This is a genomic window from Brucella daejeonensis, from assembly GCF_014199265.1.
GTDB lineage: Bacteria > Pseudomonadota > Alphaproteobacteria > Rhizobiales > Rhizobiaceae > Brucella > Brucella daejeonensis.
Genome location: NZ_JACIJG010000021.1, coordinates 1 through 22,040, shown reverse-complemented (window position 1 = coordinate 22,040; position 22,040 = coordinate 1). Strand labels below are relative to the sequence as shown.

Sequence of the window (22,040 nt, the reverse complement as noted above, 5' to 3'; positions counted from 1 at the left end):
CTCAGTTCATCCCGGCGGCGAGAATGCGGCAGTCTTCGTGGTTCCAGCTCAAGCCAACCGATGCGCCTTCCGGCGGCGGGGGATTGCCGAGATTGGGAAGGGCGACCGAAAGCTGGCCTGCGGGCGTGTCAACGCTCAGGAGCCACTGACTGCCCATGAAATAGCGTGTCGTCACTTCCCCGGCGACATGACCTTCATTCGCGCCGACGAGATGCACTTTTTCGGGGCGGATGAAGACCGAGATCTCTCCGGATGCCTTTGTGCCGCTGGCCGGAAAGCGGATCGGCGTTCCGTCGAGTGCGATGACGTCGCCCTCAGCCTGCGCCTTCAGGAAATTCGACTTGCCGACGAAATTGGAAATGAAGTGATTTCGTGGATGCTCGTAGAGTTTATAGGGCGCATCGACCTGAGTGATAACACCCTTTTCCATAACAACGATGCGGTCGCTGATCGACAGCGCTTCGGCCTGATCGTGCGTCACCATGATGGTGGTAATGCCGATCGTGCGCTGGATGCGGCGCAATTCGAACTGCATTTCCTCGCGAAGCTGTGCGTCGAGGTTGGAAAGCGGCTCGTCCAGCAGCAGCACTGGCGGGTTGATCACCAGAGCGCGTGCGATTGCCACGCGCTGGCGCTGCCCCCCGGACATTTCACGCGGGTAACGGTCGGCAAGCGCGCCCAGATGCACCAGTTCCAGCACGTCGCGCACGCGTTTTTCGCGCTCCGCCTTGGGGATATTGCGCATTTCCAGACCGAAACTGACATTCTGAGTCACGGTCATATGCGGAAACAGCGCGTAGCTCTGGAAGACGACGCCCAGTTCACGTTTTGCCGGGGCCAGCCGCGTAATGTCGCGTCCGTCGAGGGTGATAGAACCCGCCGTCGGCGTCACAAGCCCGGCAATCATTTGCAAGGTGGTGGTCTTTCCGCAGCCCGAAGGGCCGAGAAGCGAAATGAACTCGCCCTTTTCAATCGCGAGATTGAAATTGTCTACAGCCGCGAACTTGCCGTAATGGCGCGAAATTCCGGAAAGGGTCAAAAAGCTCATTTCGTCTCCTTCTCGGCATGACTTCCGCCAGATGTGCGGGGAGCGGAAGCGCCGTGAATATTATCCGTCGCCATCCAGTACCGGTTGATGGATGAGGCTTGCCGGACACGGCTCCGGCTTCTGAGCGTGACAACGCATGGCCATGCGACCGCCTTCGCAACCGCAGCGTTTCCCGAGCCTGAAGCAAGAGCCGCCAATCCCTATGAAGCTTTCCAGTTCTTGCCGGACCTTCCCACTGGCGACGGTTTTAGATGGCAGAAAAAATCCGAGGAATACAAATTATAATTTTCAAATCTGAAAGAAATTATATATTTATTTCAAAATACAAAATTTGGAAGCAATTTTATGGATGATATATCTGAAAATCCGAAATCTGGAGCTTCGCTTAACTCAAGTCTTGTGAAGGCGATCCATATTTTGAAAGGGCTGGCAGCAAGCGCCGAGGACGGCGTGCGTCTCATCGATCTGGCGCGCGATCTGGAATTGAGCCAGCCCTCCACCCACCGTCTTCTCAAGACGCTGATCGCCGAAAACCTCGTCGAGCAGCTTTCGGACAAGAAGGCCTATCGCCTGTCGCTGGAATTCTTCGCAATCGCAGCGCAGGCACGGTTGCGCGACGGTATTCTGAACATTGCGCGTCCGTCCCTGTTGCGCCTTTCGACCACATTCAACGATACGGTCTTTCTTCTGGTGCGCAGCAATTTCGATGCGGTCTGTCTCGACCGCGTGGAAGGGCCCTTTCCAATCCGCTCCTTTACCGGAGATATCGGCGGCAAGGTTCCGCTTGGCATCGGCCAGGGCAGTCTCGCTATTCTCGCCTTCCTGCCCGAAGAAGAGCGTGAGGCGATCATCCGTTTCAACATGCCGCGCATTCTGGACAAGTCCGCCGTCGATGAAGTCGATCTACGCATCATGATAGAGGAGGTGCGCAAGACGGGCGCGGCCACGTTCAACTTCAACATGATCGACGGGATGGCAGGCCTCGGTGTGCCCGTGCTCAATCGTGACGGCGAGGCGGTGGCGGCTCTCAGTATAGGCACCCTCGCTGCGCGCCTCACTGAAAAACGCCAGCAGACGGTGACGGAACTGTTGCAGAAAGAAGCGGCGAGCATCTCGCAAAGGCTCAATCCCTTCGACCCGACGCTGCGCCACCCCAACCAGGCTCTATTGAAGTAAGTTTTTGCCGTCCTGTACGTCAGCCCTCTTTGCCTGAGCGATCAGGGCCGGTCTCGCGGCGATATATCCGCGATGACCAACTCGTGATCGGAAATGGCTGCATTGGTTTCGTCAATTGCAGCGATGGTCCGTGGATTGCTCGCGCCGATATTTCTGGTGAACAGCCAGTCGAGGCGCGCAAAGGGCGGGGTTGGCGTGCCATCGGGACGGGTTCGCTGTGTCAGCGCGAAATCATTGGCCCGTTCCCAGTCATAGCCGTGTTCTGCAAGCACATTGAAAAGCGGTTCGAAACCGAGCGGATCGCGGCATTGTTCCGGCAGCGCATTGGTGTTGAAATCTCCACCGATAACAACGGGCAGATCTCCCGCGAAACGGTCGACCGCTTCCAGAAGCCGGGCGGTCTGCCTGGCCCGGTCCGTGGCGTCGCTTTTGCTCTCAAGATGGGCCGCGACGGCTGCAAGCGAGCCGGCTTCTGTCTGCAGGCGCGCCGCAATTGCCATGCGATAGCCAAAGCGTCCTTGTCCGTCCATCGCATCGGACCACCAGACGCCTCCGTCATCAAGGCGGATGAGTGTGACATCAAGCATAGGCAGCCGGGTCAGTATCGCATTGCCGTGGAAGCCGACAGCATTTGCTTCATTCCGATGCCACTCACGTTCGCGGGAGTCGCCGAGGCCCATTTCCACGAATTCGACGCCATAGGCGTAGGACATGCCGAGATCGCGCGCCAGATCGGCGACGGTATGGCGGTTACCCGAGCGCGCCATGCCTATATCGGCCTCGGACAGAAGAACGATGTCAGCACCCGTCGCCTGAATACGTTCGGCTGATGCCTCACGATATTTCAGGCGTTCAGCATTCCAGGCGGCAACAAGCAGCGTTTCGCGTGTGATCGTCCGGTCATCCGGTATCCGATTGACCTCGATGGAGGCCAGGGCCGGGAGTTTTGCCGCCAGCCGATCATGCTCGTCCATGGTAGGCGCCGCTTGTCCGGCTTCTTCCCAAAAAAGTGGCGCAGGTGTTTCAAGCTGGCTGACAATCTTTGTCACCATGTTCGGTTCCGGTTCAACGACTGGCGCGGATGCGATACGGGAAAAATTGTCGGAGGCGGTCATTTCAATTCCTCAAGCGAATATTGCGGTCTGCTTGAAACGCGCAGCGCATCTCCGGTCGAACTCATCAATGCTCCGGTTTCCGCACAGTAAAAGTGAATAGCCAGTGGATCGATTTCTATGCCGACCCGGTCTCCCGGTTTCGTCCGGGCGGGTTCTGTGAGGGCAATCGCGAAAGGCTGGCCGTCAAGATCGGTATAGACGACCTTGCTTGCTCCCAGTTCCTCGACGAAGTCGGTTGTGGCGATGAGTGCATTGGTCGTTTCCGGCGACACCAGACGGACGGATTCGGCGCGAATGCCGAGAACGATGCGCTTACCTGCCAGCGCGCCTGCGGCTGTATCCGGCAGACGAATGGACTGTCCGCCGTCGAGGACAAGAATGCCCCGGTCGTTGAGCGAGCCTTCCAGCAAATTCATGGCGGGCGTTCCGACGAAATTCGCCACGAAGCGGCTGACCGGCTTGTGATAGACTTCCTCCGGTGTCCCGACCTGCTCGACCTTACCGGCATTCATGACAATGATGCGGTCGGCGAGCGTCATCGCCTCATGCTGGTCATGGGTCACGAAAATCGATGTGGCGCCGAGGCGACGATGGAGCCTTCTGATTTCAGAGCGCATGGCAATACGGAGCTTGGCATCGAGATTGGACAGCGGCTCGTCGAACAGAAAGACCTTCGGTTCCCTGATCATGGCGCGACCCATGGCCACGCGCTGCCGCTGGCCGCCGGAGAGCGCCGCCGGGCGACGATCCAGAAACGGTTCCAGCTCGAGAGCTTCCGCCACCTCGGCGATACGCCTGCTGCGCTCGGTCTTCGGGACGCCGGAAACCTTGAGGGCGTAGCCGATGTTCTGCGCCACCGTCATATGCGGATAAAGCGCATAATTCTGGAACACCATCGCGCATCCGCGCGCTCGCGGCTCCATCCGGTTCACAACCGCGCCATCGATGGAAATTTCGCCAGCGGTGATTTCTTCCAGCCCGGCGATCATCCGAAGCAATGTGGATTTACCGCAGCCAGAAGGGCCGAGAATGACAATGAATTCGCCGGATTTGATTTCGAGATCGACGCCGTGAACGACTGCATTCTTGCCGTAGCTCTTCTTTACGCCGCTTATGGAGATCGGTGCCAAGAGAGTATCCTTTTATTTCTCGGTGGAGATAAGGCCGCGCACGAACCAGCGCTGCATCAAAATGACGAGGATCAGCGGCGGCGACATGATGATGAGGGTTCCGGCCATGGCGACATTCCAGTCCGGCAGGCCGAATTCCGATGGGATCAGGGTTTTGAGCTGTGTCACGGCAATGCCGAAGCTCGGATCGGTGGTGATCAGCAGGGGCCAGAGATACTGGTTCCAGGCCCAGACGAACATGATCGTGAAAAGTGCGATCATATTGGGGCGGGAAAGCGGCAGCAGGACATCCAGAAAGAAGCGGATCGGACCGGCTCCATCCATCTTCGTTGCTTCTGCAAGTTCATCTGGCACGGTCAGATAGAACTGGCGATAGAGGAAGGTGCCCGTGGCGGTCGCAACCAGCGGCAATACGAGGCCGGTATAGGAGTTGAGGAGGCCCCATTGCAGATTGACCTCAATCCCGGCCAGGGAAGCCAGTAGCGACGTGACGCCCATAACATCCAGTATGGTCTGGAAGGGCTGCAACGCGTTCGCGGCGATGGAATAAGTCGGCACGATACGAACTTCGAGCGGCAGCATCAGCGTAATGAAGATCAGCCAGAAAATCAGATAACGGCCACGGAACCTGAAATAGACAATGGCAAAAGCGGCCATCGAGGACAGGACCACCTTACCGGCGGCGACGGAAACGGCAAAAATCAGGCTGTTCAGGAGCTTGTTGCCAAGATCGGCGCGCGTCCAGGCCGCCTGCACGTTTTCCCAGAAATGAGTGCTCGGCGTCAGCGGCAAGGGTACTGTGTTGACGGCGCGCAGATCCAGCGTCGAGGCGATGATCACGATGCCGAAGGGAAGCAGCGCAATTACAAGACCCAGGGCAAGGATCGTGTAGCAGACGAAATTGAAGAGGGGCGTACGTTCGATCATTTCTGCGCCTCACTTGTAGTGTACGCGCCGCTCGATGAAGCGGAACTGGAAAATCGTGAGCAGGATGACGAGGAGCATCAGGATGATCGACTGGGCGGCTGCTCCGGAATAATCGAGCCCCTTGAAACCATCGAAATAGATTTTGTAGACCATCAGTTCGGTGGCCCGCGCCGGTCCGCCTTGCGTCATCACATCGACGATACCGAACGAGTCCTGGAAGCTCTCGGTGATATTGATGACGAGCAGGAAGAAGAGCGTCGGGGTCAGGAGTGGCAGCTGGATGTCCCATATGCGCCGCATCGGTCCCGAACCATCCATCGCAGCAGCTTCGATGAGGGAGCGCGGAATGCCCTGGAGAGCGGACAGAAAGAATATGAAATTGTAGCCGATATATTTCCAGGAGAAGGCAACGATTACGGCGATCATGGCGTCTTTGCCATCGAGCGCGGGGTTCCAGAGATTGGGCCAGATCTGGTTGATAACGGAGAGCAGGCCAGCCTCGGGCGCCAGGATGAAGCGGAAGGCCAGACCCAGCGCCGGTGCCGCAATTGCATAAGGCCAGATGAAGACGGAACGGTAGAACCTGTTGCCGCGCAGTTCGCGGTCGGTGATGAGCGCGAGGATCAGCGCGACACCCATGGCAATCGTCGTCGATGCCAAGCCGAAGATCAGGCTTCGCATGATGGACTCCCAGTAGACTGGGTCCTGCAGCAGTTGCGTGAAATTGTCGAAGCCAACCCAGACATTGCCGCCGCCCCAAGGCTGTTCCAGCGTAAAGGCCCAGTAGAGAGCCTGCGCGCTCGGCCAGTAGAAGAAGACAAAGATGAGAAGCAGCATCGGCAGCGCGAACAGAAGGCCGATTGTCGTCGATGAGAACGTAACGCGCTTTTCCATGGGAGGTTTTCACTTTCTCGAGCACGTTGCCTTCAGCGCCCGATATGGAATGCAGAAGTTTCAACCCGTTCGGCACCGCTGGGCCGAACGGGTCTCATGCTGAGGGTCAGGGAAGCCGTGCACCCTTGTAAGTGCGTTCGAAGCGGCGAAGAATCTGGTTGCCGCGCTCTGCTGCACCGTCGAGCGATGCCTGCACATCTTCATTGTTTATGAAGATCGCCTGCAGGCCGTTGGCGATTTCCTGACGGATCTGCAGAAGTCCGCCGAGGCGGATACCATGCGGTGCCGGATCGTCGGACGGTGAGGCCGTCAGGCTCTGGATCGCGAGTTCACGACCGGCATATGGCGCCTTGTCATAAAAGCCCTGCTTCTGCAGATATTCATAGCCCGAATTGCGAACGGGGATATAGCCTGTGACCGTCGACCAGGTGAGAGCTTCTTCCGGCTTGGCGATGAAGTCGAAGAATGCTGCCGCTGCCTTATACTCGGCTTCCGACTTGCCCTTCAGAACCCAGAGCGAAGCGCCGCCGACGAAAGAACTCTTGCGCTCCGTGCCTTCATAAACCGGCAACATGGCGACGCCCCAGTTCATGCCCTCCTTCGCCGTGCGGCCGATATTGCCGTGGTCGCCGACCGACGTGAGGATGGTTTGACAATCGCCGGCGGAAAACGCTTCGATAAAGGTCTGGCCGGTTGCCTTGGACTTGATCACGGCTTCGCCATCGTCGTACCAGCTCTTGAGGTCCTTGATGAAGTTGACCAGCTTGCCCTTGTTGAAGGTGAGTTCCGCATCGAGACCTTCATAACCGTTGCGCTTGGTTGCAATCGGCTCGCCGTGGACCGCTTCGAACTGTTCGACATATTGCCAGACTTCATTGTTGGAAATATCGAAGCCGAGCGGGCAGGCATAACCGGCTGCTTTGAGAGCCTTGAAATCGGCTGCAGCTTCTTCCCACGTCGCGGGTGCATGATCCTTGCCGATTTTGGCAAAGGCGTCCTTGTTCCAGTAGAGAAGCGCGGTCGAGGAGTTGAAGGGGAACGAGTACATTTCACCCTTGGAAGTGGCATAGTAGCTCGCGATGCCGGAGAAATAGTTGTTCCAATCGACTGTGTAGCCCATATCGGTCATCAGTTTGTTGGCCGGGTAATAAGCACCTGAAAGCATGATGTCGAGCGTGCCTGCGTCCGAAACCTGTGCGATGGTGGGCTGCTTGCCGGCACGGAACGCGGCGATCGTGTTCTGCAGGGATGCGTCGTAGCTTCCCTGGCTCGTGCAGACAACTTCGAAGTTGTCCTGCGATTTGTTGAAGCGGTCGCATTGTTCCTCTACGCGCTTGGCGATATCGCCGGAGTTGCCGAACCAGAAGTCGATCCTGGTTTTTTCGGCGGCCGCCGGGCTTGCAAGGAAAGCGGTAGCGAGAACGGCGCCTATAGCGCTGAAAATCTTGGTCTGCATGAGAACCCTCGAGAATTTAACGCACCCCCGTTGAGCGCACGTCGTAATAACGAGTCTGGCGTCATGCTTCCAATGAAGTTTATATGAATGTATTCTGTATGTTATATTATTGTCATAATGTATGCGTGTCTTCTATCTGTAATATGTTTGCGATAGAAATTCGTTAACTGGCTTATTTATTGAATGGGAAATGTATTATTTTCTTAATTGATTTTAAATTCTTAAAATCTTTTATCGCTGCCCATATCGTTCGTTACGGCGATTGAGCCGTGCCCGCCAGCCGACGGCGGTCATTCCGCTGTGTGGGCACCTGTATATGTATCGGCGGGATGGTGCGGACTATACGCTGGCATAGAGGCATCGTTTCATATGGGGCGACTTTCCGCTCGTTGGTACGCCGGAACAGGTGGCTGAAGGGATACTCGCGCTACACCGTGCCGGCTTCGACGGTACGACGCTTTCCTTTGTCGATTATGCTGAGGAATTTCCCTATTTCCGCGATCATGTCCTGCCCATTCTGGAATCCGAGGGCGTTCGCAAGCCAACCGGATTCGCGAAAGCCTGCTGAGAGCCCGCGTCTTCCAGACAGGTTATGCTCATGCAAAAGCCGGCCCGATTATTCAGGCCGGCTCTCACGCTGTCTCTATAGGCGGGATCAGGCCTTGAGCGTTGCTTTCACGCGTTCACGCGTGAAGGGCAGATCATAAATGCGTTTGCCGGTCGCGTTCTTGACAGCATTGGCGATAGCCCCGCCGGTCGGCCCCTGGGCTGCTTCCGCCACACCAAGATAAGGCATACCAGGATTGTCCACGATATGCACATCGACGCTATCCGGAACCGCGCTGAAACGCAGGATCGGATAGCTCGACCAGTCTGTGCTGGTGATGCGCGTCTTGTCGAACTGGACCGCTTCATAGAGCGTCCAGCTCAGCGATTGCAGAATGCCGCCTTCGGTCTGGTTGACGATGGCATTGGGAGCAACCGCCTCGCCGCAATCGACGGCGGAAACGACGTGCGAAATCTTGATCAGGCCGGTTTCCGCATCCACTTCGGCTTCCAGCGCCATGGCAAGATAAGCCGCATGGTTCTTGTATTGCGCGAAGGCAAAGCCGCGCCCCTTGCCCTTCGGCATCGGCGCATTCGACCAGCCGAATTTTTCGGCGGCGACTTCGATGACCTTGCGGCCACGCGGGTCCTTCATGTGACGCAGACGGAATTCGACAGGATCGGCTCCAGCCAGTTCCGCAAGCTCGTCCATCGTGCTTTCGATGGAGAACACGTTGCAATAGGCGCCAAGGCCGCGCAACGCAGAAACACGCACCGGCATTTCCGGCACGTAACGCCAGTTCACCCGCTGGTTGGGGATGTCGTAGAGCGGAATGGCATTGCGGTCGCCATTACCGAGCGGAGCAATCTCCATCGGCACCGGTTCCTGCTGAAAATGCTTGCCCATCAGGCGACCGGCGATCAAAGAACCGGCGCTTCCCGGACGTGTGCTGTGGTTGTTGCTCCACAGATCGAAATGCCAGTTGACGATCTTGCCATCGGCGTCGAGCGCGGCCTCGGAGCGGGTCATCATGGCTGCGCCATAAGGCTCCCACTGGTGTTCCTGTTCGCGCATCCACTGCACGCGGACCGGCTTGCCCGGAACGTGGCTTGCAATCAGCGCGGCATCGGCTGCCGCATCGTCGGCACCGTTATGGCCATAGCAGCCCGAACCTTCCGCGTGGATGCAGCGCACCTTGTCCGTCTCCATCCCCAGCATTTCGGCAATGGCGTTGCGGTCGGGATAGACGCCCTGCGTGTGCGTCCATACGGTCAGCATATCCTTGTCAAGGATAGCAACGGCAGCAGAAGGGCCGATGGAGCCGTGCATCTGGTAGGGGCGGGTGAACTGGGCCTTGAACGTCTTGGCGCCCGCTACCGATTCCTGTCCGACAGACGCGACAACGCCCGTTTCGCTCACGGAGCTTTCGAGAAAAGCTCCAATGTTGTTCTGGTCGGGGAGACCAGCGCTTTCTTGCCATTTCGCATTGGCGGCCAGCGCTCGCATCGCTTGCACGGCCTTGAATTCCTGACCAGCTACAACCGCAAGGAAATCACCGTCGCGCACGACTGCGATCACGCCCGGCATGGCCTTGATGGCGGCTTCATCGAAGCTGACCAGCTTTGCGGTGTATGATGGCGGACGCACGATACGGGCATGAACCATGCCTTCCGGGCGCATGTCCTGCACATAGGCTTCGCCACCCGTGACCTTGGCCGGAATATCGACGCGCGCGAACGGCTTGCCGATGGAGCGATAGGTCGAAGGGTCTTTCAGCCTGGATTCAGGTTGGGCCTGAATGTGGAGCAGGTCCTCGGAGATGACCTCGCCATAGCCGATCGAAGCGCCGTTCGGCCCAGTGATCTTGCCACCATCGGCCTTGAGCTGATCGGCTGGAACGCCGAGCTTGGCGCTGGCTTGCGCGATCAGGATTTCGCGAACCTGGGCGCTCGCGTGACGGATCGCCGTGCCGCTGTTCTGGATCGTCTGGCTGCCGGCCGTATAGCCTTCATTGGGCGTAAGGCTGGTGTCGCCGGTGACGAGATTGATTTCGCCCGGTGCGACTTCCAGCTCTTCGGCCGCTATCTGGCGCAGCGAACTCTTGGTTCCCTGGCCGAGTTCTACCTTGCCGGTGAAAACCGTGATCTCGCCGTTCGGATCGATATGAATCCAGGCGTCCAGCGATGGTGTCGTGGAAAGGCTGCCGGGCAGCTTTGCCTTGGGCTTTTGAAGCTGCGATGCGGCGACTTCGCCTTCCTGCGCGAAAGCCTCGGTCGGGATGGCGAAGGAGACAAGCAGTCCGCCAACTCCACCGAGAAAGCCGCGACGCGTGACGTCAGGAACAGTTGGAGCGTTCATCAGGACCTCCCTTGACTGGCCGCAGGCGCGGCGGATGCCGTTTTCATCAGTTCACGCGCATGTTTCACAGCGCGCAGGATGCGCATATGCGTTCCGCAACGGCAGAGATTTGGCTCCATACCGGCCTGAATCTCGGCATCCGTTGCCTGCGGATTGGCTTCAAGGATCGATTGCGCCCGCATCATCATGCCGGAGATGCAATAGCCGCATTGCGCTGCCTGCTCTTCGATGAAGGCGGTCTGCATCGGCCCCGGATTTTCGATGGTGCCAAGGCCCTCGACCGTCTTGATCTTCTGGCCTTCCACCAGCATGATCGGCGTGAGGCAGGAAAAAACCGCCTCGCCGTCGACCATCACGGTGCAGGCGCCGCACTGGCCAAGTCCGCAGCCGAATTTCGCGCCGTTCAGCCCGAGATTGTCGCGCAGAACGTAAAGAAGCGGGGTTGAAGGGTCGGCATCGACCTCGCGGTCAACACCATTCACGTTGAGTTTTATCATTTGTCCTGAGCTCCAATATTGTCGGGACCGCGTTCAATGCCGTCGGAAGGTCGCACGCTGACGTGATATTTGCCGCTGCGGGTATCGGCGGCGCGGGTTTTCACATCTGTCCAGGCAGGCTTCCCGGCGAAATGATCGCGCAGATAGGTCAGAAGATCGTTCAGTTCATCGTCATCGATAGTGGCTGCAAAGCCCGGCATGATCGCGCTAGGCCGTCCGCTTGCGGCGGGAAGACCGAAGAGCACCGCATTGATGGCGTTCTGCGGATCGGGCGCGCTGATTGCGGTGGCAAGATGAAGATCAATGCCGCCGAAGGGGAGGGGACGGCTGCCGTTATGGCAGGTGGCGCAAGCCGCCTGATAGATCGCTGCGCCGCGTTCGGCGGGCGTGGAGGCCATTGCGGGAGCTGGAGCCTTGGCAGTCTGCGAAACCTGCTGGCGAATTTCGTCGGCACGCTTGGCGCGTTCCGGCGCAGGTTCGCTCATCAGGGAAGCAAGATAGGTTGCAATGGCGCGAATGTCGGAATCCGGCAGCAGGCCGAGATTGCCGGTCACTTCGCCCATCGGGCCATTGGCAACACCGTGATCCGGGTGCCAGCCCTGCCGTAGATAGGCAAACAGGCTGTCGCTTGTCCATGGCAGCGGGGCGGCTGTCGATGCGTTCAACGCATAAGCCGACCAGCCTTCGGCTTCACCGCCAGCCAGATATTCGCTGGATTTTTCGGCGCCGAACTGGTTGCGTGGCGTGTGGCAGGCGCCGCAATGGCCAAGACCATTGACCAGATAAGCGCCGCGATTCCATTCCGCGCTTTGAGACGCATCGTTTTCATACGCGCCTTCACGGAAGAACAGCATCTTCCAGCCTGCGAGAACCGGGCGGAAATTGAGCGGAAAGGGCAGATCATTTGCCGGCGGCGTTTGCTTCACGGCCGGGCGGGTCATGAGGAACGCGTAGAGCGCCTTGTTATCCTCATCCGACACATAGGTGAAGTGATCGAACGGGAAGGCCGGATAAAGCTGCGAGCCGTCACGGCTGACGCCGCTGCGCATGGCGCGGCTAAAGGCAGTTTCCGACCAGCGCCCGATGCCGGTTTCTGCATCGGGTGTGATATTGCTGGAATAGATGGTTCCAAATGGTGTCGGCATCGGGAAACTGCCCGCAAAGGAACGCCCGCCTGGATTGGTGTGGCAGGCTACGCAATTGCCAACCGCGGCCAAAGCCGCGCCTTTTTGAACAAGTGCCTTATCAAAGGACGTGGGATCCGGCGGGTTGATAGGATCGATCGCGGATTTCCAGCTATAAGCCAGAAAACCCCCACCGCCAACGACCGCAACGGTCGCGACTGCAAGTAACAAATGTCGTAATTTCATGCTCTCATCTCGCCAAACCAATCTCGAGACGGGATGTATCAACTGCAACCGCTTCAGTCTGAAAAGCGGACAGGATTCCCCTCAATTTTTGCGATGGCCTGTTTTCCCTAGAAAAGTTCCAAACTGTCAAGGAGCTAATCCCTTAATATTATGAACAATTTGTAATGTTTTCTTTTCAGCAGACGGGAACAGCGTTACCCGCGTTCGAGGGCAGGTTTCCCTTCGCTTGGCTGAGTCCGGTTTGGAAAACCACGCTAGTGGTCTGATTCCGACATTTGCACCCCTCTGATACAGGCGCCGAGCAAATGTCGGAATCGAAGAGACCACTAGCAACTTTATGTATCTAGTGGATTTTTCGAATTTGACGTTTGAAACAGCATCTCATTCAGGCGGGATTCAAACGTCAAATTCAATCCACTAAATCGACCCGCCAAGGGACAATAAATCATCTTGCGTATCCACATCGGTCAACGCGGATAAACCGATCTCGACATCGATCACAGCGACCTTGGCGTCTTCGATCAGGTAGCGCGCGCCAACATCGCCCTGAAGTTCAAGGGCGGCATCAAAAAGTGCGCGGGGCAGGATAACCGGGTTGCCGCGCTTTCCATCATGGGAGGCGCGCACGACGCATCGTTCGTCGGCTTCTGAAAAGCTGGATATAAGGTGATCGATATGCTGGCTCTCGACCATCGGCATGTCGCCGAGCATGACCAGCGCTCCCGATGCGGATGCGGGTAGATGCCGGATGCCGGTCTTCAATGATGATGACAGGCCGGAGCGATGATCGGGATTGTGAATGATGGTCACGGGCAAGTCCACCAGCAGTTCCTCGATCCGCTGTGCTTCATGTCCGGTCACGACGGAGACGTGTTCAGCGCGCGATGCCAGCGCATGTTCCACGGTTTGCCGGATCAGCGCTTTGTCACCGATAAGCGCGGCAAGCTTGTTGGGGCCGTTCATGCGCCGGGAGCTTCCGGCGGCCAGAATCAGGGCATGTACGGACATGATGTTCCCCCTTCAGCTTTCACGTGGCTGCGGACGGCTTGAGATTTCCTTCAGAAGTCCGCCGACGCCCCAGCCGGCAATATCGCGGGCAGATATGTCAATTCCCGCGAGCAACCGGTCGAGCACCCAGTCAAACCCGTTTTCCTTCGGCGCGCGCGAACAGCCTGGAGCGCCGATGATGGATATATGCCTCACCCGGCCCAAAACCAGAAGATTGCCCGGATCGACCGGCATGCCCGCACGAATGATTTCGCCACCCGCCAGCCGGATCGCAGCGGGAATGACATCGTTGAAATCCGCCATCGCCCATGCGCCATAAATGACAATGAGATCGGCCTCGTCCGTCAAGGACAAAATGGCCTGTCTGACTGCTTCGGCTTCATGCGCAACCCGTAATTCGCGGCAAATCACGCTTGCGGAAGGTTCAAGTCGCGCTTGTGTGACACGGGTGGTCTTGTCGAGAACCGAAGTCTTTATGCCGGGCTTGAGCGACTGGATGAGTCCGACTTTTTTCGCGCTGAAGGGATGAACCCGGAAAGCTTCCTTCTGTGCGCATAGTCCGGCAATCGCTTCCGTCTTCCGGGCTGGGACTGCATAGGGGATGATCTTGATGGTCGCGACCAGTTGCCCGGCTTCGACAGGCGTATGCCGGGCGAGGGTGGCAATCGTGATAGCCGGATCGACGGCGTTGATTGCATCGATCAATGCGGCATCGGCGTCGAACAGCCCCGAAGATGCAGCGTGGAAATTGACCCTTCCTGTCGTTGGCGGCTTTGTGTCTATGCTGGATGCATGGATGAATAATGCGATGGCCTGCGCCGCCCGGTTCTCGTCCAGATCGTCGCTGTCCAGACGTGCAGCGCGGACCGATTGAATGCCGTTTTGTATAAGAAGGACGATATCGTCGTCACTCAGACAATGCGCTTTGGGAAAGCGTTTTTCAGGCAGCGCAAGAGAATGGGCCAGTAGCGCGCCCTTGGCGCGACGGACCGGAATGTCACCGAATTTCATTCAGGCCTCTGCTTTAGGGAAACGAAACGACCGAATAATTTCTGCAAGCACTGCCACGGCAATTTCAGACGGCGTGGCGGCGCCAATATTGAGGCCGATGGGGGCTGCGATCCGGTCGAGATCGGGTTGCTTTGTGCCAAGAGCGGCCAGTCGTTGCAGGCGCTGTGCATGGGTTTTGCGACTGCCCAGCGCGCCGACATAAAAACAGCCGGCTTCCAAAGCCGCCGCCAGCGCCCAGTCATCGATCCTGGGATCGTGGGTTAGCGCCGCAAGAGCCGTATGGCGATCAAGCGGTCGTTTTGTCAGGATATCCTGCGGCCAATCAGGGTATATCCTGCTCGCCGGAAAGCGCTCGGGGCTGGCGAAAGCGGTGCGCGGATCAATGATTTCAACATCATAGCCGACCATATGCGCCATCGGCGCCAGTGCCTGGCTGATATGAACCGCGCCGATAATCACCAGTCGTGGCTTGGGCCGAAAAACGTTGAGAAAATACGTCTTTTCGCCGACTTCCAGAATTCTGGAAACGCCATTGCGCAAAGCAGTAGTCGCTTCATCGCGCAAGTCGTCTTCAACGTCATCGTTTTCACGAATGAGACGTTGATGGCCTTGGTTCAGATCGCTGATGACGAGGGCCGTGCGACGGGCAGAGCGTTCCTGATTGAGGCGATACAGCAATTCCTTGTCGGGACATTCGACAGACACGCGAATCCTGCCGCCACAGGACAGGCCAACGCGCCAGGCCGTTTCGTCGGCAACTCCGAATTCAAGCAGCTTCGGTTCCCCCGTCGCAATGACATCGGCGGCGGCGGTTATCACTTCCGTTTCCACGCATCCGCCGGACACGGAGCCAAGGAAAACACCTTGCGCATCGATAATCATCTGGCTGCCAATGCGGCGCGGCGCAGAACCCCATGTTTCTATAACCGTTGCGAGCGCGGTCTGCCGCCCTTCCCGCAACCATTGTTCGGCAACAAGGAGAGTGTCGGACTCATCGTTGCTGGCATACATATCTAAAATCTCCGCTGGGCGGTTTTCTCGCACCAAAGCAATCTTGGACACAAGACATTGGGAACAGACGAATATGCGAAATATGACTGGAACTGAAACAGACTCAAATCACACTATACTGAACGTCGGGATACACGCAAAAACCAGCATTTAACAAATCGCGCAACCTCTGTCCCGGTTTCTGACAATATGCTGGGTGGTGACAAGGGGTGAGGCGACTTCTGTAGCCTGGCCTGTTGGATGTCGAAGGTCAGGTCGCGCGGCGTGAAGCGCGCCCTCGACGGCAATAGGTCCGGTTGGGGGCGTTCGATGGAAAATCGACTCTCGCTTTTTTACGCATATCTTGATGCGTGATTTTCATGAAGCCCCGAAATGCCGCTCTGGTTCGCTTCCTGGCTTTATGCAATGATTTTGGACCAACCAGAGGAGGGGTTAGGAAAAATGAAAAAAATGATTTCCGTCTTGTTGACCGCTGGCGTCGTCGCGGGAGCGGCTTTCTCAGCACATGCCGGGGACACGCTGGATCGCGTGATGTCCAAGAAAGCCATGGTTGTCGCCACCAATGCGGGCTGGCCGCCGCAAAGCTTTCTCGATGATTCCAACAAGCTCGTCGGTTTCGACATCGATGTCGCCAACGAAATCGGCAAGCGTCTGGGTGTGGAAGTATCTTTTGAAACGCCGGATTGGGCAACGCTGACGGGCGGGCGCTGGCAGGGTCGTTATGATGTGGGCGTAGGGTCGGTGACGCCGACCAAGGCCCGTGCCAATGTCATCGATTTCGCAGGTATCTATTATTACAGCCCTTACGTTTTCGTCGTTCACAAAGACAGCGAAACCAAGTCCTCTGCGGATTTGAAAGGCAAGGTTATCGGTGTTGAAACCGCGACAACATCCGAGGACTATGTACGCCGCCAGCTCGAGATCGACGCGCCGGGTTTGCCTCCGGTCGAATACAAGCTTGAACCCGGCGAAATCCGCACTTTCGCGGATTCCATGCTGCCTTTCGACGATCTGAGGCTTGGTGACGGTGTGCGTCTCGATGCGATCGTCGCGCCCGAGCAGACGGCACAGAACGCAATAAAGAACGGTTATCCGGTCAAGATCGTGGAAGGCGAATATGCTTTTCGTGAACCGCTTGTGGTCATTGCGGAAAAGATCGACCCCGAATGGACCGCCAAAGTCGGTGAAATCATCAAGCAGATGAAGGACGACGGCACTTTGGCGACCCTGACTACCAAATGGTACGGCAAGGACTATAGCGCCGACTAATTCACATATCAGGTCCGCTTCATGCGAGCCGCCTCACGGCGGCTTGCCCCGCCTGCTATTTTCGGGGTTCTCATGACTTATCCTTCAACCTACTACACACAAACCAAGGCTGACGACCAGTCGCGTCCGACGCTCGAGCAGGAAATCACTGCCGATATCGTCGTCATCGGCGGCGGGCTGGCCGGTCTCTCAGCCGCGCTGCAAATGGCCCGCGCGGGCAAAAAAGTCGTTGTGCTGGAAGCCGAAAGCATCGGTTTCGGTGCATCGGGACGCAATGGCGGCTTTGTCAGTCCGGGTTTTGCCACGGACACGGCATCGATTGCCGCGCAGGCGGGAAAAGGCGTCGCCGATGATTTGCACAAGCTTTCCATAGAAGGCGTCGAATTCGTCCGGCAGAATATTGCGGATCTCCGTATTACCGAGGCAGGTCTTACGCCGGGCATCATGAGTGTGCGCCGCTACGATGATGGCGACAATCTGAAACATTATGCGGAGCAGCTTTATCGCGACTATAACTACCGGATCGATTTCCTGACCACGGCGCAAACCCGCGAGCTGCTCAATTCGAAACGCTATTTCCAGTCGGTCAGCGATCCCAATGCCTTTCATATTCACCCTCTGAATTATCTGCGCGCATTGGGTCGCGAGATCGAAAGGCTGGGTGGCCAGATTTTCGAGAACAGCCGCGCTGCCGCATTGCAGGACCAGAGCATGTGCAAGCTGGTGAAAACGGCCTCGGGCAGTGTGAAGGCCGCATCCGTTCTGATCACTACCGGTGGCTATACAGACGGCTTGGTGCAAAAGATCAGACGGGCTTATCTGCCGATTGCGACCTATGTCATGGTCAGTGAGGAAGCGCCGGAGCTGATAGCATCGGTCATCCGCACGACAGCCGCCATCGGCGACAACCGCCGCGCGGGCGACTATTACCGTGTGGTCGATAACGGGCGCAGGCTTCTTTGGGGCGGACGCATCACAACCAGAGCCGCGGATACGCCGGGCGTGGTGCGCGAACTGCGAAGTGAGATGGTCGGCACCTATCCGCAACTGGCCTCGCTCAAGACCGAGTTGGCCTGGTCCGGGCTGATGTCTTACGCACGGCATCTTATGCCGCAGATCGGGCAACTGGATCACGCGACCTGGTATTGCACGGCCTTCGGCGGTCACGGCCTGAACACGACTGCCATTGGCGGAAAAGTCATAGCCGAAGCTATCTGCGGCCAGACCGACCGCTATCGCCTGTTCGAGAAGTTCGGGCTGGTCTGGGCCGGGGGAGCGGCCGGGCTCGCTGCGGCGCAACTGACATACTGGAAGCTGCGTATGCAGGACTGGATGGCGGAACGTAAAGCCGGCTAGTGGTCTGATTCCGACATTTGCATCCTTCTGATACAGGCGTTGAGCAAATGTCGGAATCGAAAAGACCACCAGTAAGTTTATGTATCTAGTGGATTTTTCGAATTTGACGTTTGAGACAGCATCTCATTCAGTCGGGATTCAAACGTCAAATTCAGTCCACTAGGGCCAGCCAGAATTGCCTGGCTCCATATAAAGCGGCGAAAACAACAAGACAGAGTGGTCCGAGAACCAACAATTCCAAGCAAATCGGAACCGCTCTCACGGGAGGCTCATCATGATCGGGCGTTTTCTTCTGACGCATCCGGAAGCTGCGAAGCGAACCGTTCAACTCGCATTCTTTGTGCTTCTGGCGACCGCACTTTGTGTGCTGAATTTTCATTTTTCGGGGATTGCGAGCTGGCTCGGTATCGATCCCAAACTGGCGCGGGCAGGTTTTACCCAGGCTACACTGGTTTCCTCGGTCCTGCTGACGGTCGCGATCTTCATCAACTGGTATGCATTCAAATTGCTGCCGCGCTGGATGCAGATCATCGTCATATGGCTGGAACTCTTCATCCTGTTGATGATTTTCTTCTATTCGTTCGATTTGTCGTTTGACTTCATTGCGAGAAAGATTGGCTTCCTGATCAGTCAGGGAGTTGTCACGACGCTGTATATTTCCGCAATTTCCATTTTCTTCGCCACGGTCATTGCCCTTTTGGGTGCGGTTGCGAAGCTTTCTGAGAACGGGGTGATCTTCGGGCTGGCGACGTTCTACACATCGCTGTTTCGCGGCCTTCCGCTCCTGATGCAGATCTACATTATCTATCTGGGACTGCCACAGGTCGGCTATGTGATCGGGCCTATTCCCGCAGGCGTACTGGCCCTTTCGCTGTGTTATGGCGCGTATATGACGGAAATTTTCCGCGCGGGAATCGAGAGCATTCCGCGCGGGCAGCAGGAAGGCGCTTACGCGCTGGGTCTCGGACCGTCGCAGACCATGTGGCTGGTCATTCTCCCTCAGGCGATGCGCGTCATCATTCCGCCGACGGGTAACCAGTTCATCGCCATGCTCAAGGACTCTTCGCTGGTGTCGGTCATCGGCGTCTGGGAACTCATGTATCTGGCGCGTACGCAGGGACAAACCGAATTCCGGCATATCGAAATGCTCATCACGGCTTCGATGATCTACTGGGCGCTGTCCGTGGTCCTCGAATATGGGCAGGCCAAGCTGGAAGCCCGTTTCAAGCGGTCGCTGGTGCGTTAGGGACAGTCATGGAAAAACGTTATAGCGTATTGTTTGAGCCGGTCCGCATCGGACCGGTAATGGCCAAAAACCGCTTTTATCAGGTTCCGCATTGCAGCGGCATGGGACACCGCTATCCCGAACACGACCTGAAGATGCGCCAGATGAAGGCGGAAGGCGGATGGGGCGTTGTCTCGACGCAGGAAACGGAAATTCATCCGACCTCCGACATCACACCTTCCAATCAGGGGCGCATCTGGGACAAAAAAGACGCCGACCGGCTGAAAAAGCTCACCGAAGCCGTCCATGATCGCGGTAGTCTGGCCGCGATCCAGCTGGTGCATAACGGCATTCATGTTTCCAATCGCCTGAGCCGGCTTGCGCCGCTTGGGCCGATGGACATGATCGTCGATACGGAAGACCCGGTTCAGGCCCGCGCCATGGACAAGGCGGATATTGCACGGTTTCGCAAATGGCACCGCGATGCGGCGCTGCGCGCAAGAGATGCCGGTTTCGACATTGTCTATGTCTATGCCGGTCACGACATGACCCTGCTCCAGCATTTCCTGCTCAAGCGCTATAATGGACGAACCGACGAATATGGCGGTTCGTTCGAAAACCGCTTGCGGCTGTTCCGCGAAGTGTTGGCTGACACGAAGGATGCCGTCGGCGACCGCTGCGCCGTTGCGGTGCGCTTTGCCGTGGAAGAGTTTCTGGGCACGGACGGCATCGAGCACAATGGCGAAGGACGCGACGTCATTGCAGCACTTGCCGAAGAACCCGACCTCTGGGACGTCAATCTGTCGGGCTGGTCCAATGACAGCCAGACATCGCGCTTCGCTCAGGAAGGTTTTCAGGAGCCCTATATTTCCTTTGTGAAATCGCTGACCAGCAAACCCGTGGTCGGCGTGGGACGCTACACCTCCCCCGACGCCATGGTGCAGGCGGTCAAATCCGGAATTCTGGACCTGATCGGCGCGGCGCGGCCGTCCATCGCCGATCCGTTCCTACCGGAAAAGATCAGGACAGGTCGTCTCGACGATATTCGCGAATGTATCGGATGCAATATCTGCACGGCGAGCGACAACATCGTCGCCCCGCTACGCTGCACGCAAAATCCGACCATCGGCGAGGAAGCGCGCAAAGGCTGGCACCCGGAAAAGATCAGCCGGCTGAACAAGGCCGAGAAAATACTCGTTGTTGGTGGCGGACCTGCCGGTCTGGAAGCGGCCCGCGCCATGGCCGAACGCGGCGCGGAAGTCATTGTGGCCGAGAAGCGGACACGCTGGGGCGGACGGGTCAGCGACGAAGCCGCCCTGCCCGGTCTGGCAAGCTGGGCGCGGGTGCGCGACTGGCGCATGACGCAACTGCAACGCGCCACCAATGTCGAAATGTATCTCGACAGCGCGCTCGAAGCCGACGACATATTGAGCTACGGCATTCCCCATGTCGTGCTGGCGACAGGCGCGCATTGGCGCACCGATGCGGTCGGGCGCGCGCACCGACAGCCGCTCGACGGGCTCTCGGCAGGCCGTACGCTCGGCGTCGATAGGCTGTTGAACGATCCGGCTTTGCTTGACGAATGCCACGGGCCTTTGGTCGTTTTCGACGATGACCGCTATTATCTCGGTTCGGTTCTGGCGGAACTGGCTGTCGCGCGAGGTCTGGAAACAATTCTGGTAACGCCCGCGCCCATCGTCGCGCCATGGACGGAGCACACGCTGGAACAGTCGAAAATCCAGACCCGCCTTCTGGAACGAGGCGTGAAGATCATGGCATTGCAAACGCTGGCGGGTAGAAGCGCCGATACGCTTACACTCGCTTGCGTCTATTCGGGTCAACGATCTGAGATCGCCTGTAATACGCTTGTTCCGGTCACCAGTCGTTTGCCGAACAATGCCCTGTCATTGGCACTGCAATGCCGCAGGGGTGAGTGGGACGACGCGGGCATTCAAACCGTTACCGCCATCGGTGACTGTTTCGCTCCATCTATCATCGCGGCAGCCGTCTATGGCGGGCACCAATATGCGCGCAATTTCGGCGTTGCTCCGTCCGATGATCTGGATGCTTACCGATAGGGTGGCGAGTTAGAGCGTCCCGAAAAGTGTGAAACGGTTTTTGGATAAGGCGCACCTAAAAACAGAAGGTTAGAGCCGGTTGACTGGTCACCGTCGGTTTCGGTTGGGGAACCCCGCTGAAATACTCAAAGGCGGCTTTTTGGCGAAATGTTCCTGCAGCCATTTTGCTGCGGGGCCTTGCGGCCGTCGCTTGTTCCAGATCAGTTCGAGCGCAACCGGGTGTGCTCCTTCATCGAATTGGAGCACCGGTATTGTGAGCTGGGGCATGAGGGGGGAATCCTTCAGAATATGTTCCGGGATAAAGGCCCAGCCGATGCCGCGCGTGAGAATCTGGAGAATGACCCAGTGACTTTCCACCCACCAGACCTCTGCGGCGACCCTGAGACGACGGCTTTCGACAGCATCGCTGTGTTTTCTGGCCATGATCTGACGACAGGTCCTGAGGTCTTCCCAGCTCACCGCAGTCTGCGCTAGAGCGGTTCAGCCTTTGACAGAATCGAAGGGGATTCCGTCGAGGCCTGTTTTGTGATTCAAGATGCTGGCTGGAGTGGAGGCCAGCATCAG

18 protein-coding genes and 1 pseudogene are annotated in these 22,040 nt (G+C 57.5%); 6 read left to right on the top strand and 13 right to left on the bottom strand.

Translation table 11 applies throughout. The annotated features are described in order from the left end of the window. Window position 1: 1 nt before the first annotated feature. Window positions 2–1,048: an ABC transporter ATP-binding protein gene (locus FHS76_RS18995; protein WP_183656620.1), complete on the bottom strand. Its 1,047-nt coding sequence runs from the start codon at window positions 1,046–1,048 to the stop codon at window positions 2–4. Window positions 1,049–1,393: 345 nt separating this feature from the next. Here FHS76_RS18995 and FHS76_RS18990 point away from each other — a divergent pair, with 345 nt between their 5' ends. Beyond that, the gene (locus FHS76_RS18990; protein ID WP_183656617.1) at window positions 1,394–2,224 is read left to right on the top strand and encodes an IclR family transcriptional regulator; all 831 of its coding nucleotides are present in this window, start codon (window positions 1,394–1,396) and stop codon (window positions 2,222–2,224) included. A 41-nt stretch (window positions 2,225–2,265) separates the two neighbouring features. Here FHS76_RS18990 and FHS76_RS18985 read toward each other — a convergent pair whose 3' ends face one another. The 5 genes from FHS76_RS18985 to FHS76_RS18965 form a co-directional block, all read right to left on the bottom strand. Then, complete coding sequence (locus tag FHS76_RS18985; protein ID WP_235992773.1) at window positions 2,266–3,339, bottom strand: endonuclease/exonuclease/phosphatase family protein; 1,074 nt, start codon at window positions 3,337–3,339, stop codon at window positions 2,266–2,268. Then, window positions 3,336–4,469, bottom strand: coding sequence for an ABC transporter ATP-binding protein (locus FHS76_RS18980; RefSeq protein WP_183656614.1), 1,134 nt, complete (start codon window positions 4,467–4,469; stop codon window positions 3,336–3,338). Before FHS76_RS18980 ends, FHS76_RS18985 begins: the two co-directional genes overlap by 4 nt. A 12-nt stretch (window positions 4,470–4,481) precedes the next feature. Next, the gene (locus FHS76_RS18975) at window positions 4,482–5,396 is read right to left on the bottom strand and encodes an ABC transporter permease subunit (RefSeq protein WP_183656611.1); all 915 of its coding nucleotides are present in this window, start codon (window positions 5,394–5,396) and stop codon (window positions 4,482–4,484) included. A 9-nt stretch (window positions 5,397–5,405) separates the two neighbouring features. Beyond that, window positions 5,406–6,290, bottom strand: coding sequence for a carbohydrate ABC transporter permease (locus FHS76_RS18970; RefSeq protein WP_183656607.1), 885 nt, complete (start codon window positions 6,288–6,290; stop codon window positions 5,406–5,408). 106 nt (window positions 6,291–6,396) lie between these two features. Next, the gene (locus FHS76_RS18965) at window positions 6,397–7,746 is read right to left on the bottom strand and encodes an extracellular solute-binding protein (RefSeq protein ID WP_183656604.1); all 1,350 of its coding nucleotides are present in this window, start codon (window positions 7,744–7,746) and stop codon (window positions 6,397–6,399) included. Window positions 7,747–8,152: 406 nt separating this feature from the next. Between FHS76_RS18965 and FHS76_RS18960 the strand changes: the two genes are divergently transcribed. After that, window positions 8,153–8,314: a hypothetical protein gene (locus tag FHS76_RS18960; protein ID WP_235992772.1), complete on the top strand. Its 162-nt coding sequence runs from the start codon at window positions 8,153–8,155 to the stop codon at window positions 8,312–8,314. A gap of 87 nt (window positions 8,315–8,401) precedes the next feature. Here FHS76_RS18960 and FHS76_RS18955 read toward each other — a convergent pair whose 3' ends face one another. The 6 genes from FHS76_RS18955 to FHS76_RS18935 all read right to left on the bottom strand — a co-directional run bounded on the left by FHS76_RS18955 (window position 8,402) and on the right by FHS76_RS18935 (window position 15,548). After that, window positions 8,402–10,651: a xanthine dehydrogenase family protein molybdopterin-binding subunit gene (locus tag FHS76_RS18955; protein WP_183656602.1), complete on the bottom strand. Its 2,250-nt coding sequence runs from the start codon at window positions 10,649–10,651 to the stop codon at window positions 8,402–8,404. Then, entirely contained in the window at window positions 10,651–11,148 is a 498-nt protein-coding gene (locus FHS76_RS18950) for a (2Fe-2S)-binding protein (protein ID WP_183656599.1), read from the bottom strand. Before FHS76_RS18950 ends, FHS76_RS18955 begins: the two co-directional genes overlap by 1 nt. After that, entirely contained in the window at window positions 11,145–12,518 is a 1,374-nt protein-coding gene (locus FHS76_RS18945; RefSeq protein ID WP_183656596.1) for a c-type cytochrome, read from the bottom strand. Before FHS76_RS18945 ends, FHS76_RS18950 begins: the two co-directional genes overlap by 4 nt. A gap of 417 nt (window positions 12,519–12,935) precedes the next feature. Continuing rightward, complete coding sequence (locus FHS76_RS22805; protein ID WP_328700536.1) at window positions 12,936–13,526, bottom strand: nucleotidyltransferase family protein; 591 nt, start codon at window positions 13,524–13,526, stop codon at window positions 12,936–12,938. 12 nt (window positions 13,527–13,538) lie between these two features. Continuing rightward, entirely contained in the window at window positions 13,539–14,537 is a 999-nt protein-coding gene (locus FHS76_RS22800; protein WP_328700535.1) for a molybdopterin-binding protein, read from the bottom strand. Then, complete coding sequence (locus tag FHS76_RS18935; protein WP_183656592.1) at window positions 14,538–15,548, bottom strand: XdhC family protein; 1,011 nt, start codon at window positions 15,546–15,548, stop codon at window positions 14,538–14,540. It lies immediately after the preceding gene. 450 nt (window positions 15,549–15,998) lie between these two features. Here FHS76_RS18935 and FHS76_RS18930 point away from each other — a divergent pair, with 450 nt between their 5' ends. The 4 genes from FHS76_RS18930 to FHS76_RS18915 all read left to right on the top strand — a co-directional run bounded on the left by FHS76_RS18930 (window position 15,999) and on the right by FHS76_RS18915 (window position 21,476). Further along, window positions 15,999–16,817 (top strand): transporter substrate-binding domain-containing protein, encoded by an 819-nt coding sequence (locus FHS76_RS18930; protein WP_374828651.1) that lies wholly within the window; start codon window positions 15,999–16,001, stop codon window positions 16,815–16,817. A 72-nt stretch (window positions 16,818–16,889) separates the two neighbouring features. Then, complete coding sequence (locus FHS76_RS18925; RefSeq protein ID WP_183656585.1) at window positions 16,890–18,173, top strand: NAD(P)/FAD-dependent oxidoreductase; 1,284 nt, start codon at window positions 16,890–16,892, stop codon at window positions 18,171–18,173. Window positions 18,174–18,447: 274 nt separating this feature from the next. Further along, window positions 18,448–19,419 (top strand): amino acid ABC transporter permease, encoded by a 972-nt coding sequence (locus tag FHS76_RS18920; RefSeq protein WP_183656581.1) that lies wholly within the window; start codon window positions 18,448–18,450, stop codon window positions 19,417–19,419. Window positions 19,420–19,427: 8 nt separating this feature from the next. Continuing rightward, window positions 19,428–21,476, top strand: a complete 2,049-nt coding sequence (locus FHS76_RS18915; protein ID WP_183656578.1) for an oxidoreductase — start codon at window positions 19,428–19,430, stop codon at window positions 21,474–21,476. 87 nt (window positions 21,477–21,563) lie between these two features. On the opposite strand, the pseudogene FHS76_RS18910 reads toward FHS76_RS18915, so the two are convergent. Beyond that, a pseudogene (locus tag FHS76_RS18910) lies at window positions 21,564–21,950 on the bottom strand (LysR substrate-binding domain-containing protein); the annotation flags it as partial. Between the last annotated feature and the right edge of the window lie 90 nt (window positions 21,951–22,040).